This is a genomic window from Microbulbifer mixtoriginis (SeqCode) (genome assembly GCF_052466715.1).
Map to the genome: position 1 here is coordinate 960,024 of NZ_CP174288.1, position 18,514 is coordinate 978,537.

16 protein-coding genes are annotated in these 18,514 nt (G+C 45.1%); 7 read left to right on the plus strand and 9 right to left on the minus strand.

The features are described from left to right. Window positions 1–123: 123 nt before the first annotated feature. Window positions 124–1,269: a cyclopropane fatty acyl phospholipid synthase gene (cfa, locus tag ACJJH9_RS04265; protein ID WP_252084965.1), complete on the minus strand. Its 1,146-nt coding sequence runs from the start codon at window positions 1,267–1,269 to the stop codon at window positions 124–126. Between the two features lie 141 nt (window positions 1,270–1,410). Here cfa and ACJJH9_RS04270 point away from each other — a divergent pair, with 141 nt between their 5' ends. The 3 genes from ACJJH9_RS04270 (at window position 1,411) to groL (ending at window position 4,086) form a co-directional block, all read left to right on the plus strand. Continuing rightward, window positions 1,411–1,887, plus strand: a complete 477-nt coding sequence (locus ACJJH9_RS04270; protein ID WP_444885763.1) for an FxsA family protein — start codon at window positions 1,411–1,413, stop codon at window positions 1,885–1,887. Window positions 1,888–2,103: 216 nt separating this feature from the next. Then, on the plus strand, window positions 2,104–2,397 hold the full coding sequence (locus ACJJH9_RS04275; RefSeq protein WP_152452204.1) for a co-chaperone GroES: 294 nt from the start codon (window positions 2,104–2,106) through the stop codon (window positions 2,395–2,397). Window positions 2,398–2,445: 48 nt separating this feature from the next. After that, window positions 2,446–4,086 (plus strand): chaperonin GroEL, encoded by a 1,641-nt coding sequence (gene groL, locus ACJJH9_RS04280; RefSeq protein WP_252084967.1) that lies wholly within the window; start codon window positions 2,446–2,448, stop codon window positions 4,084–4,086. 135 nt (window positions 4,087–4,221) lie between these two features. Here the strand turns inward: groL and ACJJH9_RS04285 are convergent, their stop codons facing one another. Further along, window positions 4,222–5,001: a DUF4886 domain-containing protein gene (locus tag ACJJH9_RS04285; protein ID WP_444924418.1), complete on the minus strand. Its 780-nt coding sequence runs from the start codon at window positions 4,999–5,001 to the stop codon at window positions 4,222–4,224. Between the two features lie 333 nt (window positions 5,002–5,334). Here ACJJH9_RS04285 and ACJJH9_RS04290 point away from each other — a divergent pair, with 333 nt between their 5' ends. Beyond that, complete coding sequence (locus ACJJH9_RS04290) at window positions 5,335–8,061, plus strand: LamG domain-containing protein (protein ID WP_444924419.1); 2,727 nt, start codon at window positions 5,335–5,337, stop codon at window positions 8,059–8,061. 123 nt (window positions 8,062–8,184) lie between these two features. Here ACJJH9_RS04290 and ACJJH9_RS04295 read toward each other — a convergent pair whose 3' ends face one another. Both ACJJH9_RS04295 and ACJJH9_RS04300 read right to left on the minus strand, forming a co-directional pair. Continuing rightward, window positions 8,185–9,975, minus strand: a complete 1,791-nt coding sequence (locus tag ACJJH9_RS04295; RefSeq protein WP_444924420.1) for a sensor histidine kinase — start codon at window positions 9,973–9,975, stop codon at window positions 8,185–8,187. After that, window positions 9,953–10,630, minus strand: coding sequence for a winged helix-turn-helix domain-containing protein (locus tag ACJJH9_RS04300; protein WP_444924421.1), 678 nt, complete (start codon window positions 10,628–10,630; stop codon window positions 9,953–9,955). The genes ACJJH9_RS04295 and ACJJH9_RS04300 overlap by 23 nt, the downstream gene beginning before the upstream one ends. Window positions 10,631–11,478: 848 nt before the next feature. On the opposite strand from ACJJH9_RS04300, the gene ACJJH9_RS04305 reads away from it, so the two are divergent. Both ACJJH9_RS04305 and ACJJH9_RS04310 read left to right on the plus strand, forming a co-directional pair. Then, window positions 11,479–12,252 (plus strand): SDR family NAD(P)-dependent oxidoreductase, encoded by a 774-nt coding sequence (locus ACJJH9_RS04305; protein ID WP_444924422.1) that lies wholly within the window; start codon window positions 11,479–11,481, stop codon window positions 12,250–12,252. Between the two features lie 18 nt (window positions 12,253–12,270). Further along, window positions 12,271–13,269 (plus strand): AraC family transcriptional regulator, encoded by a 999-nt coding sequence (locus tag ACJJH9_RS04310; RefSeq protein ID WP_444924423.1) that lies wholly within the window; start codon window positions 12,271–12,273, stop codon window positions 13,267–13,269. Between the two features lie 168 nt (window positions 13,270–13,437). Here the strand turns inward: ACJJH9_RS04310 and ACJJH9_RS04315 are convergent, their stop codons facing one another. The 5 genes from ACJJH9_RS04315 to ACJJH9_RS04335 all read right to left on the minus strand — a co-directional run bounded on the left by ACJJH9_RS04315 (window position 13,438) and on the right by ACJJH9_RS04335 (window position 17,281). Then, entirely contained in the window at window positions 13,438–14,322 is an 885-nt protein-coding gene (locus ACJJH9_RS04315) for a ketopantoate reductase family protein (RefSeq protein ID WP_444924424.1), read from the minus strand. Window positions 14,323–14,345: 23 nt separating this feature from the next. Continuing rightward, window positions 14,346–14,654, minus strand: coding sequence for a hypothetical protein (locus tag ACJJH9_RS04320; protein WP_444924425.1), 309 nt, complete (start codon window positions 14,652–14,654; stop codon window positions 14,346–14,348). A gap of 166 nt (window positions 14,655–14,820) precedes the next feature. Then, window positions 14,821–16,266, minus strand: a complete 1,446-nt coding sequence (locus ACJJH9_RS04325) for a coniferyl aldehyde dehydrogenase (protein ID WP_444924426.1) — start codon at window positions 16,264–16,266, stop codon at window positions 14,821–14,823. Between the two features lie 203 nt (window positions 16,267–16,469). Next, window positions 16,470–16,736 carry a PepSY domain-containing protein gene (locus tag ACJJH9_RS04330; RefSeq protein WP_252084977.1) on the minus strand — a complete coding sequence of 89 codons (267 nt, stop codon included), beginning with the start codon at window positions 16,734–16,736 and terminating at the stop codon, window positions 16,470–16,472. A 101-nt stretch (window positions 16,737–16,837) separates the two neighbouring features. Beyond that, window positions 16,838–17,281 (minus strand): hypothetical protein, encoded by a 444-nt coding sequence (locus ACJJH9_RS04335; protein ID WP_444924427.1) that lies wholly within the window; start codon window positions 17,279–17,281, stop codon window positions 16,838–16,840. A gap of 147 nt (window positions 17,282–17,428) precedes the next feature. On the opposite strand from ACJJH9_RS04335, the gene ACJJH9_RS04340 reads away from it, so the two are divergent. Beyond that, window positions 17,429–18,460, plus strand: a complete 1,032-nt coding sequence (locus ACJJH9_RS04340) for a Fe(3+) ABC transporter substrate-binding protein (protein WP_444898831.1) — start codon at window positions 17,429–17,431, stop codon at window positions 18,458–18,460. The last annotated feature ends 54 nt before the right edge of the window (window positions 18,461–18,514 follow it).

Below are 18,514 nucleotides of genomic sequence, written 5' to 3' on the forward strand. Positions count from 1 at the left end.
GAGAAAGGTCTGGGGAAGCTTTGATAGAAGTAGAGCTTAATCGCTGCTACCAATTGCTCCCCCAGACTTTTGGAACTCTCAATGTTGGAAGAATTTGAAGTCTTTAATCAAAAATTTCTTGAACTAGCAAATTCTCTCCACACCGCCAACCCTATTTTTTGAGAGCATCCATTGCCAGAGCTGTACTCTGCGAACTCTAAATGTAGCGGCGCAGAACAAAAGGTAATAGCGCCACATACGATAAAAGCGTCTGCCGTAACGATCGGCAAAGCGCGGCCAATTTTCCTCGAAATTTTTATGCCATGCCATCAGGGTTTTATCGTAGTCAGGCCCAAAGTTATGCAGATCTTCAAGTGTGAGAAGGTCTTGGGCTGCCTTGGTTATCTGCGTTGCAGCCGGTATTTCCCCATTGGGGAAAATGTATTTTTCAATCCATGGATCGGTATTGGCTGGTCTTGCTTTACCGATAGTATGGAGCAGTAAAGTTCCATCTTTCTTTAGGCAGCGTTTAGCCACTTCCATAAAAGCTCGATGATTTTTACGCCCAACATGTTCAAACATTCCGACACTGGCAATACGGTCGAAAGGCTCATCAAGCATTCGGTAATCCTGTAGGGAGACGGTAATCGGTAGGTTGGCATAGCGTTCGGAAACATAGGCTCTTTGTTCGCGGGAGATCGTTACTCCGACACACTCTACCTGGTATTTCTGGGCGGCATAGCCGATCAGGCTCCCCCAGCCACAACCGATATCCAATAGACGCATCCCAGGTTCTAGTTGCAGCTTACGGCAGATAAGGTCGAGCTTGGCTTCTTGAGCTTCGTCCAGGGTTTGAGCATCCTTCCAATAACCGCAACTATAGGTAAGGCGGTTATCGAGCATACCTGTATAAAACTCGTTTCCGAGATCGTAATGGTGCTCACCAACCTCGAAGGCGCGACGACGGCTTTGCAGGTTGATTAAGAAACTGCGCAGGTAGCGCCAAGCATAGCGCCAGGTCTTGGCATGGCGGCCAAGGTCGGCTTCCAGAATTTTGTACACAAATTGGTCCAGCGCTTGGACATCCCAATCTCCGCGCATATAAGTCTCACCGAGTCCCATACTGTGACGAGCGACAATCTCGTCTAGGGCCTCCTCGCGGTGGACTTGTATATCCCAGGGCCTATCACCATTCACCTGGATGTCGGCCTCGGCTAATATTTCGTCTACCAAGTGGCGACTGCGGCCAATGGCCGGCACTTCTATGGTGTCCTGCTGCTCGCTTGCCATCAAAGCCTCCCTCTCTCCTAGTTGCTGTGGGTTGATTGAGGCGCCCTTGAATAATTTGCCTCCCCACTCCATTTACTTCAGCATATTGAAAAACCTTGATCGTCCCAGCTTCGTAGAGCTGGTTTATTAGGAATTCCCTCAATGCGCCCATTACTGCTTCTATTTATAGTCCTACCTGTACTTGAAATGTGGGTTTTAATCACCGTAGGGAGAGAAATCGGCGCCTTGCCCACGATTGGATTGGTATTTTTAACCGCTATTGTTGGCGTAACCCTGTTGCGGCGGCAGGGCATATCGACCCTAATGCGGGCTCAGGAGAAGATGCGAACAGGCGATATACCTGCCCAGGAGATGGTTGAAGGAATCTTTCTTGCCGTGGGCGGGGCATTGTTGCTCACTCCTGGATTTATCACCGATGCCCTCGGATTTGCCTGCCTGATACCGGGTTTACGCCAACTGCTACTGGGGAGACTGGTGCGTCATATCACCATTGTGCGGCCTGGTGACCCCCGCAGCTCGGACCCCAACCAACGCGGTCCAGATATTATCGAGGGGGAATTTTCTAGGGATGAGCGAAAACCTATGGATCAGGTAGATCACAAGCATCATAAAGATTGAGCTGGTTAAATAGTGCACTATTTTGTGCTTCACCCGGCACTTTTGTAGTTTTTTTATTGAAGACTGTTGAAATCCATTCTCGCGCCCATAGATAGGGTTCAACTGAGAATTAAGCCCCGCCTCTGGGAATCAGAGAGGGGTGAGGTTACCGGCCCATAAAGCCAGTGCCGCCGATGTTGAAAACCTTAAAAAAACGACTCAATGGAGAACTTATCCATGAAAATTCGTCCTTTACACGACCGCGTCGTAGTACGCCGTAAGGAAGAAGAAGCGATGTCAGCTGGCGGTATCGTGCTGCCAGGTGCTGCCAAAGAAAAGCCGAACCAAGGTGAAGTGGTAGCCGTGGGTGAGGGCAAGCAGCTGGACAATGGCGATGTTCGCGCACTGTCTGTGAAGGTGGGTGACACTGTTGTTTTCGGTCGCTATGCCGACAGCAATACCCTCAAGGTGGACGGCGAAGAGCTGATCATCATGAGCGAAGGTGACATCTACGGCGTGTTGGAAGGCTAAGAAAAGCCTTTAACTTTACTCGCAAAAAGAATTTGAGGAATAAGAATCATGGCAGCTAAAGACGTAATTTTTGGTGACGACGCTCGTCAGAAAATGCTGAAAGGCGTAAACATCCTGGCAGACGCCGTTAAAACTACCCTGGGTCCTAAAGGCCGCAACGTAGTTCTGGACAAGTCCTTCGGCGCACCTACCGTAACCAAAGACGGTGTTTCCGTAGCAAAAGAAATCGAACTGAAAGACAAGTTCGAAAACATGGGCGCGCAGATGGTGAAGGAAGTTGCTTCCAAAGCTTCTGACACGGCCGGTGACGGCACCACCACCGCTACCGTTCTGGCCCAGGCTATTGTAACCGAAGGCCTGAAATCCGTAGCCGCTGGCTTTAACCCGATGGATCTGAAGCGCGGTATCGACAAAGCGGTAACCGCAGCGGTCAACCACATCGCTGGTCTGTCCACTCCTTGTGCAGACACCAAGTCTATCGCTCAGGTAGGTACTATCTCCGCTAACAGCGACGAGAGCGTTGGTACCATCATCGCCGAAGCCATGGAAAAAGTGGGCAAAGAAGGCGTTATCACTGTTGAAGAAGGTTCTGGCCTGGAAAACGAGCTGGACGTAGTAGAAGGTATGCAGTTCGACCGCGGCTACCTGTCTCCTTACTTCATCACCAACCAAGAAAACATGACTGCTGAGCTGGATAGCCCTTTCATCCTGCTGGTAGACAAGAAAATCTCCAACATCCGCGACCTGCTGCCCCTGCTGGAGCAAGTAGCTAAGGCTTCCAAGCCGCTGCTGATCATCGCTGAAGACGTAGAAGGCGAAGCGCTGGCAACTCTGGTTGTAAACAGCATGCGCGGCATCGTTAAAGTTGCTGCTGTTAAAGCTCCTGGCTTCGGCGACCGTCGTAAAGCCATGCTGCAGGACATCGCTATCCTGACTGGCGGCACCGTAATTTCTGAAGAAGTTGGTCTGGAGCTGGAAGGTACTACTCTGGAGCACCTGGGTACTGCTAAGCGTGTAACCCTGTCCAAAGAAAACACTGTAATCGTTGATGGCGCTGGTGATGTTAAAGACATCGAAGCTCGCGTTGGCCAGATCCGTGCACAGATCGAAGAGTCCTCTTCCGACTACGACAAAGAGAAGCTGCAAGAGCGCGTAGCCAAACTGGCTGGCGGTGTTGCAGTAATCAAAGTAGGCGCCGCTACTGAAGTGGAAATGAAAGAGAAGAAAGCTCGCGTAGAAGACGCTCTGCACGCTACCCGCGCTGCAGTAGAGGAAGGTGTAGTACCTGGCGGTGGTACCGCTTTGGTTCGCGCTACTCAGGCTATCTCTGTAACTGGCGACAACGAAGACCAGAACCACGGTATCGCTGCAGCCCTGCGCGCTATGGAAATGCCCCTGCGTCAAATCGTTGCCAACGCTGGTGATGAAGCTTCTGTAGTTGTTGATAAGATCAAGCAAGGCGAAGGCAACTTCGGTTACAACGCTGCTACCGGCGAGTACGGTGACATGCTGGAAATGGGCATCCTGGACCCTGCTAAAGTAACCCGCTCTGCACTGCAAGCGGCAGCTTCTATTGCTGGTCTGATGATCACCACCGAAGCTATGGTTGCTGAGATCCCGGAAGACAAGCCGGCTGCTCCTGACATGAGCGGTATGGGTGGCATGGGCGGTATGGGCGGCATGATGTAAGCCGGCCTAACAGCCTATCTAAAAAGCCCCGCAATTGCGGGGCTTTTTTTTGTCCAGAACAAAATACTAGATAGCTGCTGTGACGAGTCGAAGCATGCCTGGATATTCCCAATGATGGTTAGACTTGGGAAAAGTTTATGGACTCAATGTGAGTGCCTTTGCTTGTTGTGCAAGTAACTTTGCTGTTTCTTCGGGAATACCCGTGATGGGAGGAGTATTTAACTGCGATAAGCCTACTAGATGGAAAGCAAAGACTAGAGAAGATAGATAGACACCCTTACGGTTGGGATGGCTTCCATCATGAGTGTAAAGGTCGATGTTTTTATCTAAAGAGTGAATTGCCTCCCACGCAAGGCCGACTGGAACGATTTCTGAGAATGTTGTTTTAGCCATATTTTGGTAGCCTTCTAGCAGACGAGTTTGCATTTTGCTGCGAGTATCGTCAGGAATATTTTGAATATCTCCATGTTTGCGTCCCCAGGTTAGAAAGAGCAGAGGGGTGGCTCCGGCTTTTCGAACCTCATCCGTCAGTTTTTTCGCGTAAGGGTAAATCTCTTTTCGTCTCTGTTCTTCAGGAAAAGATGGAAGTTGGCTCTGTTCCTGAAGCACTACATAGTCCCATTTTCTCTCATGAATAGCTTCTAATGTCTCTTCAGACTCAGAATGTTTTCGCAAGGTCCATCCACCTGGGGTTAAGGATCTATAGGTGATTTGTGTCCCATTAATTTCAGCGATTGACTGGATCATTGTAGGAAGCGGGCGAGTGTAGCTATTACCAATAAAAAGCACGGAGAGAATTTTCTGGTGTTCTTGATCAGTTTGCGTCTTTTGCGCTACTAATAAAAAAGTTCCTACTGCTAATAGAGAGATAAGAAAAAATATTTTAAGTTTTAAATAAATTTCGGGTTTTTTCATTGTTTCAGGCTTTCAAATGGGTCAATTTCTGCTTAGATTAAGTTAACTCTCGGCTTATTTCTGTGCAGAGCGTTTAAGATCTATATCCTTATTTGGTGAAACAGGTAATTGAGTAGATAACTCTTTCTTTTGAAAATAATCCTTCGATTGTTTTTGTTTATTACCTTCTGAATTGTAACAAGGATGATGAATATAGGTCGGCAAAGACTCGATATATTTTTATTTAATACTAATTTTGAGAAGAAACATTACATATATTTAATGTTCAGTCCAGCAAAGGGTTAGCATGTCCTTTTAGACTCCCCTTTCAGTAAATGGGAGGAAAGAGCAGATATGTTGTTATCAAAAGGTAATCTTGTACTAGCTGCCTGTCTTGCAGTACTAGGCTGCAAGGATTCGGGGGGCTCCGGAGAGGGGCAGGCGTTAGAATCCAGAAGTTCGCAAGTAGACTTAAGCCAAGCGTCGGCTGGTTTTTTCGCGCACTATACCCGTGTCAACTCAGTAGATATTCCGGAAAAGATCACAGGGCTTTATGCTGACATCATTGTGAACCTTGAAGGGAAAGGTAAGCTTGTTTTTGCTCGTGATCATAGTTACCGGCCTGTCTGGCATTTTGGAAACAATTCTAATCCTGTAGCGCATTTGGCTGATATTTCGAGTGATGCCAATACTCGCTTTGATAAATCAAATGACTTTTCTTATGTTCGTATCTTAGAACAGTCAGATGAAAAGGTTGTTATTCATTGGCGTTACTTTCCGAAAGCTAATGCGAAAATGGGGCGAGATCCCGAAGGGGTAGTCCATGAGATTTATACGATTACTCGAGATGGCAATGTAACCAGGTTATACCGGCCAGGCACTGATACCATCACAGACTGGGATATGCGTAGAGGGGCCATTATTCAGACTATGCGTCTCACGGAAAATGGCATAGCTGATATACAAAATAAGTCTGGAGAGCTACAGGCAGATGTGTCTCAGGGTAATGGAAATGCGATAGTCAATTATACTCCCCCTGGCTTGCCAGTGGCTCATTGGAAGTTTGATGAGGGTAAGGGCACGAGTACTGTTGAGAGCTTGAAATCAGCGACTGGATATATTGATAGCCACGGAGGAGATTGGGTCGCTGGTGTGTCTGGTTCGGCCCTTTTTTTTGACGGTTATAGATCAGCAGTGGTGGTCGCGCAGGATGAGGCACCCATATTTAAGGAGGCTCTTTCCATTGAAGCCTGGATTAATCTAGCCGCTTATCCATGGAATAACGCCCCTATCATTCACCAGTCAGATAATATGGGAAATGAGGGGTATTATTTTGGAGTAAGTTCTGACGGTAAACTCCTTTTTACGGTAAATGGAAAAACTTTAATCTCTGATAGCGTAATCCCAGTTAATCAGTGGGTTCATGTTGGTGTTTCTGCAGAAAAGAATTTATCACTCTATATCAATGGTGTTTTAGATAAGAGTCAACCTTATGATGTCAATCTTTCAACTCCAGATATGCCAATGATTGTGGGGATGAATAATTCACCTTTACCGGCAACCGATGGGGTTCGGGAGAGTGAATTAAATGAATTCAATCACTTCTCCAGTATATTCGGTATTGAGGGGGCAATAGACGAAGTTGCCATTTATAAGCGCTCTCTGACATCTAAGGATTTTTATGATAGTTACAATGATTTTTTATTAGCACAAAAGAAAGCTCCAGATCCTAGTTTTACAAAGCGGCAATTGCCAGATTTGGAAAAATACCCTCAGAAGTTTGGTGGAATTTATACAAAGTTAGACTTTCATGATGCTTGGGATAACCTATGGAGGGTTACGGATAACGAAGATATTGTAGTCCGGTTCGATAATAAGCCGATTAGCTATGTATATTGGCGAGGAACATCACACGGCATGAACTTGGTGACGGATAATCGGTGGATGTCTGATCAAAGTGTGGAGTTAGTAATTCCAGATCCAGATGATCCTGAAACTCCAGCTTCAGTCAATCCAATTGTTTCTTTGGCTGAACACATGTCTGATAAGGCGGCTCTACGAACCCATGTTCGCATGATTGAAAATACTCCTGCACGGGTTAAGGTTCACTGGCGTTATGCTGCTGCAGATGTATTTGATTTACTCGTTATGGATACTGCTTATATTGATGAGGTGCATACAATTTATCCCGATGGGGTGGCAATCCGGGATGTTTTTTACCATCCTGCAGCTGATGAAGGTGGAGTAGAATTTTACCAGGACTTCCAATGGTTACTAGGACCTGGTCAAAAGGCTGAGGACTTCCTGAATTATAATGCAGTTTCGATTGCAGGGCTTAAGGGGGACTCCTCTGATATAATTTATCCTATATCCTTAGATAGACCTAATGATGGAGTGGACCCCAGCCCTTTGCCCGGTAATATTGCGGTGCTCAATAGCCAAACAAACTGGAAGGTCTTTGGAGTAAGTCAGGCAGGTGGTTTTTTTCCCTCTGCTAATGAGGAGAGTTCAGAGCATATAGATTTCCTGGGAGGTATTTTTCCGTTTGCAGGCCCTTGGAATCATTGGCCAATAGCTCAAATTCCTTCCGATGGTCGATTCTCCGTTGCCAATGATAGAGTTTCTCACTTCGCGGTTGGTAATCTAGAGGCCTTTGAATATGGTTCTGGATCTATGATGTATGGATTTACTCAGGGAACACCGGTTGATTTACAAGACTTGGCAAGTTCATGGATTTCTCCACCTGTCATAGATGCGGTTCAAGGTGTTAAGGACAATGCAATTACTTTTATCACAGATGAAAGAGCCTATAGCCTGACATCAGATGGGATATCAGGAGATATTTCTTTGCTGGTGAAAGCTAATGATAGAAGTCCTTTGGTAAACCCATCACTAATTATTCGCCAATGGGGAACAAGTAAAACTCCGAAAGTAAAATTCAATGGTAAAGCACTATCCGATGTAAAATTGGGTATTATCAGAGATACTGATGGATCTCAGACTTTGATTGTATGGTTGCCTGTAACGGCGACCATGGATTCATCCATTGAAATTATTCGTGATTCTGTTGGTGAGAGATGACCTTCTTGTTGGTTGTTATATTTTAAGAATAAGCAGAATTGCCATACCATAGTATGGCAATTCTGCTTTGTAAGTGGAAATTAACTATAAATAATTTTTTATTTTCCTCTTACAGATAAACACTCAATATAATTTAGTGGGCTTGCTTTCTTGAGAATTTAAAGGATGGGCGGAATGTGGTTCTGTGATTGATGGGATATCTATCTGTATCTTTAATCCATTGCAGTTAGCTAAATGAATCTTGGCTTTGTGTAAATTGCAAACAGCTAAAACAAGACTTAATCCAAGCCCGTTGCCTTTTGTATGCCTATGCGATTCCAACCGGTAGAATCGTTCAAAGACCTTTTTTTGATCATCTTCTGGAATTCCTGGACCGTTATCGTGTAGCTGCAGACGAAGATAATCTCTACCCTTCTGAGATTGGGCTGAAAGCCTAATATCCAGATTGCCACTTCCTGCCGCGTACTTAATTATATTATCAAATAGATTTGCAATAGACTGAGACCATTGGTTTTTATCCCCAAAAATCATATGCTGCTCATCATCTAAAGTGATGGTTGGAAGTATTCCCTGATCATGAAAAGTCGGTTCATAGACTTCTATTAGGGTTTTAAGGAGTTTGTGTAGTGAAAAGTGTCGAAATTCTGACCTTTTCGTTCCTTGCTCAATTTGTGAGATCCTGAGTAATGCATTAAAGCACTCTATGATCTTGTCATTTTCATTAATAATGGCTTCTATGGTATCTTTATCTGGTTTTTCTATATGCAATAATAGTTCTAGCTGGCCTCGTAGCCGAGAAAGTGGGGACTTTAGGTCATGGGCAATGTTGTCGGAAACCTGCTTTATCCCCATCATCAACTGTTGAATTTTGTCCAGCATTGTATTGATATGTATAGATAATTGATCATAGTCTCCGCCATTACTATTATATGGGATCCGTCTGTTCAGATCGCCAGACATAATTTGGCGGCATACTTTGTTGATCTCGCTTATTCTTCTGACTGATTGCCTAGATACAAGATATCCACAAATTAGACTAATAATTGTAGTGATCAAAAGCCCATAAAAAATAGCTGAGTTAAGGTTTTTCAATAAGTGAAATTCTTGGGTGAAATCCTTTCCCAGTATGAGTTCTCCTCCATCACTAAGTTGAGAAGATTTTGCTAGGCATATGTGTTGTTCATGTTCTTGAGAAAATGAAGAGTCTGGATTGTAGGTTGCTGTGTATGTAGACTTATAATTCGTGCTTTGTGGGGAAGTTCCTTCGATATTGCTGAGTATAATATTTCCCCTTCTATCCTGAAGCTGTACACAGAGGTCCTCTGTATCTAAAAAATACTCTGTCTCAATATAATATTTTGTAAGTAGTGTTGTATCTATGTGACGTTTTTTATGTTGTTGGGGCCAGTGGCTAAATCGTTCATCAGTAATCTGGTCTACATAATCGTGAAAATCTTCGGGAAATTCGCTGTTAAGTAGATGCCAGATTAAGTTGGCGGGAATCTTTTCTAGAGGGGGATTTATGTCCTCTCCCAATGCGAATAATCGCCCTTGAATAGCAAGTTTCTCTTGCTGACTTAAGCTGCTTTTACTTAAAAGGTTTTTGAAGTGGTGTATGTAATCGCTAGTGAATTTTTCTGGTGAAACGTGGTTGTTAATAAAATTATTAGGTTTTACATTTTGGAAGTTTGGAAAAAGGTCGGGGTGAAAAAACTCTAGGTCATTGATTGCCGCAATAGATTCTTTTGTTATATTTTCAACTTTATGAAATGTTGGATGTGTCAAGGATTTCTTTGTGAGTAAATAGATGCTTGCCAGTGAAATGCTGGAGCTAAGGCAGACGCAGCTGAATGTAATAATTGCCAGTCTGAAACTAGAGCTTTTATGTAGCTTAATTTTTTTCGTGAAGGACATAACCGGCCCCCCTTACTGTGTGAATAAGAGGGCTATCCTGAGATTGGTCAACTTTTTTTCTCAGTCTGCTTACGTGTACTTCTACTACATTGGTCTTGGGGTCAAAATGAAGGTCCCAGACTTGCTCCAAAAGCATTGTTTTTGTAATAATTTGACCTTCATGTCTCATAAGATATTCTAGGAGTTTGAATTCTTGGGTTAATAGCTCAATACTACGGCCTCTGCGTTGTGCCTTTCTTGTTAAGAGATTGAGCTCAAGGTCTGAAACAATAAGGGTTTCATAGGTATTGGACTGAGGTTGGCGCCTACTAATGACTTCGACTCTGGCTAAAAGCTCCGTAAAAGAAAAAGGTTTGGAAAGGTAGTCATCACATCCACTACGTAAACCTTCAACGCGATGGTCAACGTCTCCAAGGTTACTTAGCATTAAAACTGGTGTACTGATTTCCATTCCCCTCAGGGACCTTAATAGCTTTAGCCCATCCATACCAGGAAGCATTCGGTCAAGGATGATTACATCAAAATTTTCGGTGCTAGCTTGAATTAATCCTGTTTTTCCATCATGGCATAGCTCTACACTATGCCCTTCCTGGTTGAAGCCCTTGTGAAGGTAATGGCTTAATTTGATGTCGTCTTCTATTATAAAGATTCGCATATATCTTTAGCTGGTAAATAGTTTTGGTTGCCAGTTACTTGTTGATCGAGTTCTTTAAATTGATTTTTTAAGTTTTTGATTTATCTCAGGCTAAGTCATGTGTGCATGGTGAATATTAAAGGGTAACTAAATGTTGCCAGGAACTTTCAGCCTTTTAGACATGAACATAATTAATTTAAAAGTGATAAATGCTATTTTTACACCATACTGAAGGGTTGGGAGTAGTGAAGCCTTTCTAGATTCTTGCATGTGGAGAACACTAGCAAAAAACAGTTGTTAGGCTAAAACTGCGTCTTAAATTGTGTGTTAAGTGTGCTTCATGCCCCTTGTAATATCAATGCTATATAAATCAAGTACCAAGAGAATACCCTGTTGTTTAAGCCCAGGCTGGTGTAATCAGTGTATGAATGTTAGAACGCTGGGTTTACGGAGTCACAGTATATGACTCAATTGAGGTAGAGGTTCTTACTCTCCAGAGTGGACAGTGACGCGACCATAAAGTCACAGCATCAAAAATAATAAGTAACGGTAGCCTGAATACACTGAATTTTAATAGGTATGGTATATACGAGGGCAATGGTCACCGCTAGTGAAAGCTACTCTAGGAAATTATTCCGTCTTTACCCAAAAGTAGCGTCTCTCAAGTTCTGGGGTTGCGATTTCAATACCCTTAATACGAGAAACGAGATCTCGAGCTTATTTCATCGTTTCTGAAAAAATCTTAGATAAGTTGAAACTATCCCTTTGAGCGATGGCATGTTTGGATAGCCAACCGGCACAATCGGATTCTTGGCTGGCGTCTTTAGTATATATACTGATTCTAAGATTAACACTTGGGAGACAATTTGATGGAAGCGGCACTTATCACAGGAGCCTCTGGTGGTATTGGTCTGGAGTTGGCCAAGATACATGCGGCTAAAGGTGGCAACCTGGTTCTGGTTGCTCGGTCTGAGGGGAAGCTTTTATCACTCAAGCAGCAGCTGGAGAAAGAGTTTGGTGTCCAAGCAATGGTAATTGCTGAAGATCTATCTGACCCGTTGTCCGCACAGAGAATTTTTGAGCGAACCCAAGGTGAGAATGTGGAGGTTGGTACCCTGATCAACAATGCGGGTTTTGGTGGTCATGGCCTTTTTCATCAGCGGGACTTGGAAGCTGAGCAGAGTATGATGCAGGTAAATATGATTTCCCTTACCAATCTCACCCATCTGTATTTAAAGGGTATGGTTGCCCGAAATAGTGGGCATATCCTTAATGTCTCATCTACAGCCTCTTTTATTCCCGGCCCTTTACAGGCGGTTTACTACGCAACTAAAGCCTATGTAACTTCATTCAGCCAGGCACTGGCTGAGGAGCTGAACGGCACAGGTGTGACAGTAACCGCTTTGTGCCCCGGCGCTGTTGCAACAGGATTCGTCGCGGCAGGTGATCTTCAGGGTGTCGATATTTGGAAGAATGCCCGCTCAGCTGAGTCTGTTGCCAGATGTGGTTATCAGGCTATGGAGCGTGGAGATCTGCTTGCTTTCAATGAGACGCGGCTAAAGTTGTTTCTGAATTGGATAATGCCTTTATTGCCTCGTAAAATGCTACTGAAGTTTTCCCGTCAGACGATGGAAAAGTCTTAATTGTAGGAAGGCCCGGTAATGATCAGGCGTGCAGCTAAATTTTTGGTACCTCCCAGCTGGAAGTTGATATTACACGATATGAATATCGATACAGCGCTGGCTCTGGCCTATGCCGGGTTACCTGCGGATTTATTACAGCGGGAGTCTGTGACACTGACTCCGGTGGAATATTTCCGCTTCTGGTGTGGTATTGACCAGGCTTCGAAGGATAAGCCACTGCCGCTCTTATTGGCAGAGCATCTTACGGCTGAAACATTTGATCCCCCTGTGTTTGCGAGCCTTTGCAGCGAAAACCTGAAGCAAGCTTTATTGCGGATACAGCAGTACAAACCATTGATTGGTCCAATGGAATTGCACTTGGATATTACTGATAAGTACACAAGGCTTAATTTAGAGTGCTATGGCAGTGATGAAATTATCCCCACAGCTTTGGGATTGAGTGAATTAATTTTCTATATCCGCCTGGCTCGATTGGGAACCCGGGATAAAATTCAACCTTTGGAATTGGCTCTACCGCAGTTACCGGAAGAGCAAACGCCTTATCAGAAGTTCTTTGGTTGCTCAATTAAGAAATCAGACCGGGTGAGAATTTGCTTCTCAGCACAAGATGCACAAAAACCGTTTCTGACTGCCAATGCCCGTATGTGGGATTTCTTTGAAGGTAAATTGAGTCAACAGCTAAAGGACCTGGGCAGCGAAGCCACAATGGGAGAGCGGGTCGGGTCCGTGTTAATGGAGTTATTGCCAGCTGGTGAGAGTTCTATCGAGGCTGTATCTGAACGTTTAATGATCAGCAAAAGAACTTTACAGAGAAAACTTGGGGAGGAAAATCACACTTTCCAGTCTGTCTTACAGGAGATTAGGGTAAGTTTGGCTGATCACTATCTCTCTAAGTCTAATCTCCATTTGGGAGAAATTTCCTTTATGCTAGGATTTAAGGAGCCTAATTCATTTATACGCGCTTACCGAGGATGGAAAGGGGTGACACCTCTTCAATATCGGAATTCGATTTATTGATCATATTTATCTTTGGTTTTAGTGCTGCTACTAGATTGAAGGTAAATCATACTGGGCCCTAGCGGTGTAGTTAATTATGCTTCTTCATAGTCAGTATAAAGTCGTAAGTCTATTTAAATGCTCTACTTTAAGGCCAGTTGGGAGTTTGGGGCGGACAGCTAGGTAATCTCAATATAAGTTAGGATACTTTCTCTTAAAATTATACACGGCTTCAATGGTGTAAGGAGTGGCAACTTCTACTTTGCGGCCTAATTTAATAATAAAACCATTCAAATAGGAAAGCTCAGTAACTTTATTTTCTCTAGCATCCTGGTAGGTTGAAGTGTAATGATCCAAATTTTTGGCTTGTTGGGTGAGTTTTTTCCACATCTCTTGTTTGTCTTGATTGATCTCAATTTCTTTTGAGAGAACTTCGTAGGATTCATAAAGTACATTTTTCATGTGCTTGGTTATTTTGTCGTCTGCAAAAAGCTCCCTGAGGGTTCTTGAATAGGTGGCAGAAAAGATATTTGTTGTGCAATTGAAGATAGTCTTTTCAACACGATGCTGTACTATGTTGCTGGTTGTTCTTGTCTCGATAAGTGAGTTTTTGAATAGCTGTAGTAAGCTTTCTGAATATTTGTCATTTCCAACGAGAAACCCAGAACCTTTTGTATGCTTCAGTTTATTGTTATTCAGATTGAAGCCGTCATATACCAAGACGCTCGTGAAGTCTTTCTGATAAGTGTGTTCAAACTCTGAGATATCAAAAAGGCAGTTTTGTAATAGAATAATAATTTTTGATTTTGGGCTTGTCTTGCTTAAATTGATGAGATTTTTCTTTAGGTCATAGATTTTGCATGTTAAAAAAACAAAGTCATAGGTTGATTGAGTACTGATCTCTTTTGAGGTGGGCGGGAAGTTATATCTCTTAGAGTTGATGAGGAGGTGTTCTCCAATTCTATCCGCTTTTCTACCTATGACATCTACATGATAGTTTGCCCGGAAAAATTTTGCCGCTAGGTATGACCCAATGGAACCTGCTCCGAGTATTAATATTTTTCCTTTTTTCATAAGGTTGGTTCAGGATTTTCTTGTTACCTATTGGCTGGTCGATCTGCAAAAATAATTCCATTATCTGGGTTTACTTCCAAGGCTCGGAGCTCGCCCTGGTAAACTGCTTGAATCTTCCAGCGCCCCCCCACGAAGCGCATACTGGTTATAGGCTTAAACCCCAGATTGTAGAGTTTTGCCCTAATAGTCGATGGATCTAGAGCAATAACCGAAGGCGTTGCTCCGTAAAGATCGGGGCTATCATAGATTGGGGCGGGTTTGTTCGGGTCTAGCCCTGGGGGAATGGGGTTTGTCAAATTACTAACGAGCATGACCGTTACAATAAAACTCACGCGAGGCTCCACACTACAACTAAGCCATGTTTTTAGTGTGGACGGTGGATGATCATTACGCCAGTGATTTTAATTAAATGTTTGAATGAATCGAAAATAATAACCCGGCGTATGGGTTCGCCGGGTTATTATTTTTAAATACGATTATGCTTTCCAGTACCTAATTTTATCGGGTCATCTTGAGCATAAGGTTCAATAGTTTATTGGAAAGTTTTCCATAGGGGGGGCGCATTAATTTCAATAGGTCGATTGGTCCCTGTTGGTAGATGGGGCGCAATTTGGAGAAGGTAAGGAAGCCTTCGTAACCGTGGTAATGACCCATGCCACTTTCCCCAACCCCGCCAAATGGAATATCGTGCTGTCCAACATGTAATACACAGTTATTTATCGACACACCGCCAGACATAATTTGCTCAATATAGCGATTTTGCAGGTTCTTATCGTTCGTGTAGGGATAAATTGCCAGTGGTCGTGGCTGAGCATTGATATAGTCAATGACTTCTTCAGGCCTTGAATAGGTCATAATTGGCAGAAGCGGGCCAAAAATTTCCCGCTGCATTGCCAGCATGTCCCGATTTACGTTGATTAATAGATGGGGAGGGAACTTTCGCAGGCTGTCATTTCGTTTGAGTTCTCCGGCACTCAGGTCGTAAACCTTAGCCCCCTTATCGACGGCATCATCCAGTGTTTTCCACAGGCGCTGGTAGGCTGCGTTGTCAATAATGGAGGTATAGTCAGGGCTCTGCCAGTCGGGGAAGTGCTTTTTTATTACCCGCTTGGCATGCTCAATAAAGGTATCCAGTTGGTTCTCAGGGATGAAGAGATAATCTACATTGACACATATTTGCCCGGCATTGACCATTTTCCAGTGGATCAGACGCTCCGCAGCTTTTTCGATGGGAAAATCGGGGGCGATGATAGCGGGGGACTTCCCTCCAAGCTCTAGTGTGACTGGAGTCAGGTTTTCTGCAGCGGAGCGCATCACGGCCCGCCCAGTAGTGCTGGAGCCGGTGAAAATTAGGTGGTCAAATTTTAGGCTGGAAAATAGTGGACCTATTTCACCATAGTCAGCAATAAAAGAGAGTTTCTCCTCTGGAAAATACTTGGGGCTAACCTCTTTTAACAACTCAGCAAGCCGACAGGAGTTGGTAGACATCTTTACCATTGCGTGATTGCCTGCGGCAAAGATATTGGTTAGAGGTGAAAAGCTAAGGTTAATGGGGAAGTTCCACGGCACGATTACCCCAACTACTCCCAGGGGTTGAGGTACTACAGTATTTTTTGACAGGGGGTAGGCTTTGAAGTCGATATGGCGCCGCCTGGGCTTCATCCATTTCTTGATATTCTTTATGGCATCCTTGATGCCGGAAAGCGCAGGATATATCTCCAATAGCAGGGTTTCTTCCCGCGAGCGATTGCCGTAGTCACAGCATATGGCTTCAATGATGGCTTCCTGCTGTTCACGCAGCATTCGTGCCAGGGTTTTTAGATCTTGAACACGCTGCTGATAGCTGGGAACAGGGTTGGCGTGATGGGCTCGGCGCTGGTTGTCTAGCTGGTTCTGGAGTAGCGCCTTGTCTGCATCCTGCCGAGTAAGCGTCTGGATGGTCATTTTATTATCCTTTGGCGTTTGTCTTAGACCAGACTAACGCATTCATCCTCGCGGTGCTTGACCAATTACGTCAGTGAATAGACATAATCACTGTGGTTACGTGAGTTGCCACCACATTGGTAAAAACTGTGATGAATTCAGGCCCTCCCTAGAGTATCCCTAATCCGGGGAGGGCTGGTAGGAATGATCGCAGACTATGCGAGTCAGCTGTTATCGGGTTTTTCGGATTGGACCTCTGCTGAATTAGGATCCACAATCAGGTCGTATTTCTGATCGCCCTTGTAGGCCTCCACTTTCCAGCGTCCTCTTTCCAGGTCTACCTCCACAATAGGGGTGTAACCCTGTTGCTCTAACTTTGTGAGCACCATAGAGAGTGCCATAGCCCCGGGAGGGGGTTTCTCGTCGGCGATGGCGACTTGTAGCGTGGTTGCGGCGATTAGTGCCAGCAACATTCTGCTGAAGAACTTCATTTTTCACTACCTCGCTTGCGGACCCGGTTGAAAAATTGACCGGGTAATAGAAGGTTTACATCTCGCTTTTACTCAGCAAGATACTTGGCCTTTTGATTGCCTTACAGGCCCTGGTCACCGGGGTGACTGAGACGTTTCTGAACTGCTAGACACCACTCCGGGCTGCCGGGCTTTACATCGGCCAGGTTGCCGCCCGTCAGCTTGGTGATTGCGTCAAACCACTCTGCACTGCCAATGGGGGGGAGACCTGATGGGTACATTTTTTTCAGGTCGCCATCTTGTTGGGCCATCACTTGCCGCTGTACCCAGGTAAACCAGCCCGGTGTACAAATGGTTTCACTACCCGAAGCGGTAGCCTGTAGCTGATTGGTGGGGTCTTCCGCCGTGCTGCTCGCGTTTTGCTTAATCGGCTGTTTCATTGCCTCGCTGGCTGTTTGACCGGCGGTTACTTCACTACCCGATGATTGGGCCTTATGTGGCTCACCCTTGCGGTCGCAGCCGGATAAGGCAAAAACCAGAGCGAATGGCAGAATAAGGTAATGCATAGAGCCTCTGCAGGTGACTGGCTTGAATCTAAGCATAAGCATAGGAGGGATTTTGCGACTTTGCTGGGTATAGAAGTTCCAGGTTGACATTAATACCTTTCCAAATGAGAATGCTTCTCAAATTAACCCCAGGGTGATAGGACTCCCATGTTTACCAGATCTCTATTTCAAAAAGCGATTGCAACTGTTGGTTTGATTGGTGCCATTGGGGCCAATGCCGCTGAGCAAGTAAATATTTACTCCTACCGACAACCTTTCCTGATTGAGCCGATCTTGCAGGAGTTCACCGAGAAAACCGGTATTGAGACCAAAGTGGTCTACGCCAGCAAAGGCTTGAACGAGCGGTTGCAAAGGGAAGGGCGCAACAGCCCTGCCGATCTGGTTCTGACTTCCAATACCAGTAGTCTGATGGACCTGCTTAATAAGCAGCTGACCCAACCGGTAAGCAGTGAAATCCTGGAAGACAATATCCCGGCGCAATTCCGTGATAAGGCCGGTAACTGGTTCGGCCTGACAACCCGGGCGCGTTTAATTTACGCCTCCAAAGACCGCGTTAAACCCGGTGAGATCACTCGCTACGAAGAGCTGGTAGAGCCTAAGTGGAAGGGCCGAATCTGTACCCGCAGCGGCAAGCACCCCTACACCCTGTCCTTGATCGCCTCCATGATCGCCCATCACGGTGAAGCAGAAACTAAAGAGTGGTTGCAAGGCGTGAAAGCGAATCTGGCGCGTAAGCCGCAGGGCAATGACCGTGCACAGGTGAAAGCCATTAGCGAAGGTGTCTGCGACCTCTCCCTGGGTAACAGCTACTACTTCGGTAAAATGATTACCAATAAGGAGCAGCCGGAGCAGGTGGATTGGGCCAAGTCTGTAAACCTGATCTTCCCTAACCAGAAGGATCGCGGTACCCATATGTTTATTTCCGGCGCGGCGCTGACCAAGCATGCCCCCAACCGTGAAAACGCCGTTAAGCTGCTGGAATTCCTCAGTGGTGCCGATGCTCAATACGCTTACGCTGAGAAAAATTTTGAGTTCCCTGTACGCCCCGGTACTGCTCGCTCTGAGTTGATCAAGGAATATATGGGTGAGTTTAAAGAAGACGATCTGAGCCTCACGGAAATCGGCTCCTACGTTCCGGCGGCTTCCCGTATGGTTGATGAAGTACGCTTTGACTTTTAGAATGATTAACTGAATGGGAGTTGTTGCCCAGCCTATTGGCAGCACTATCTCAGC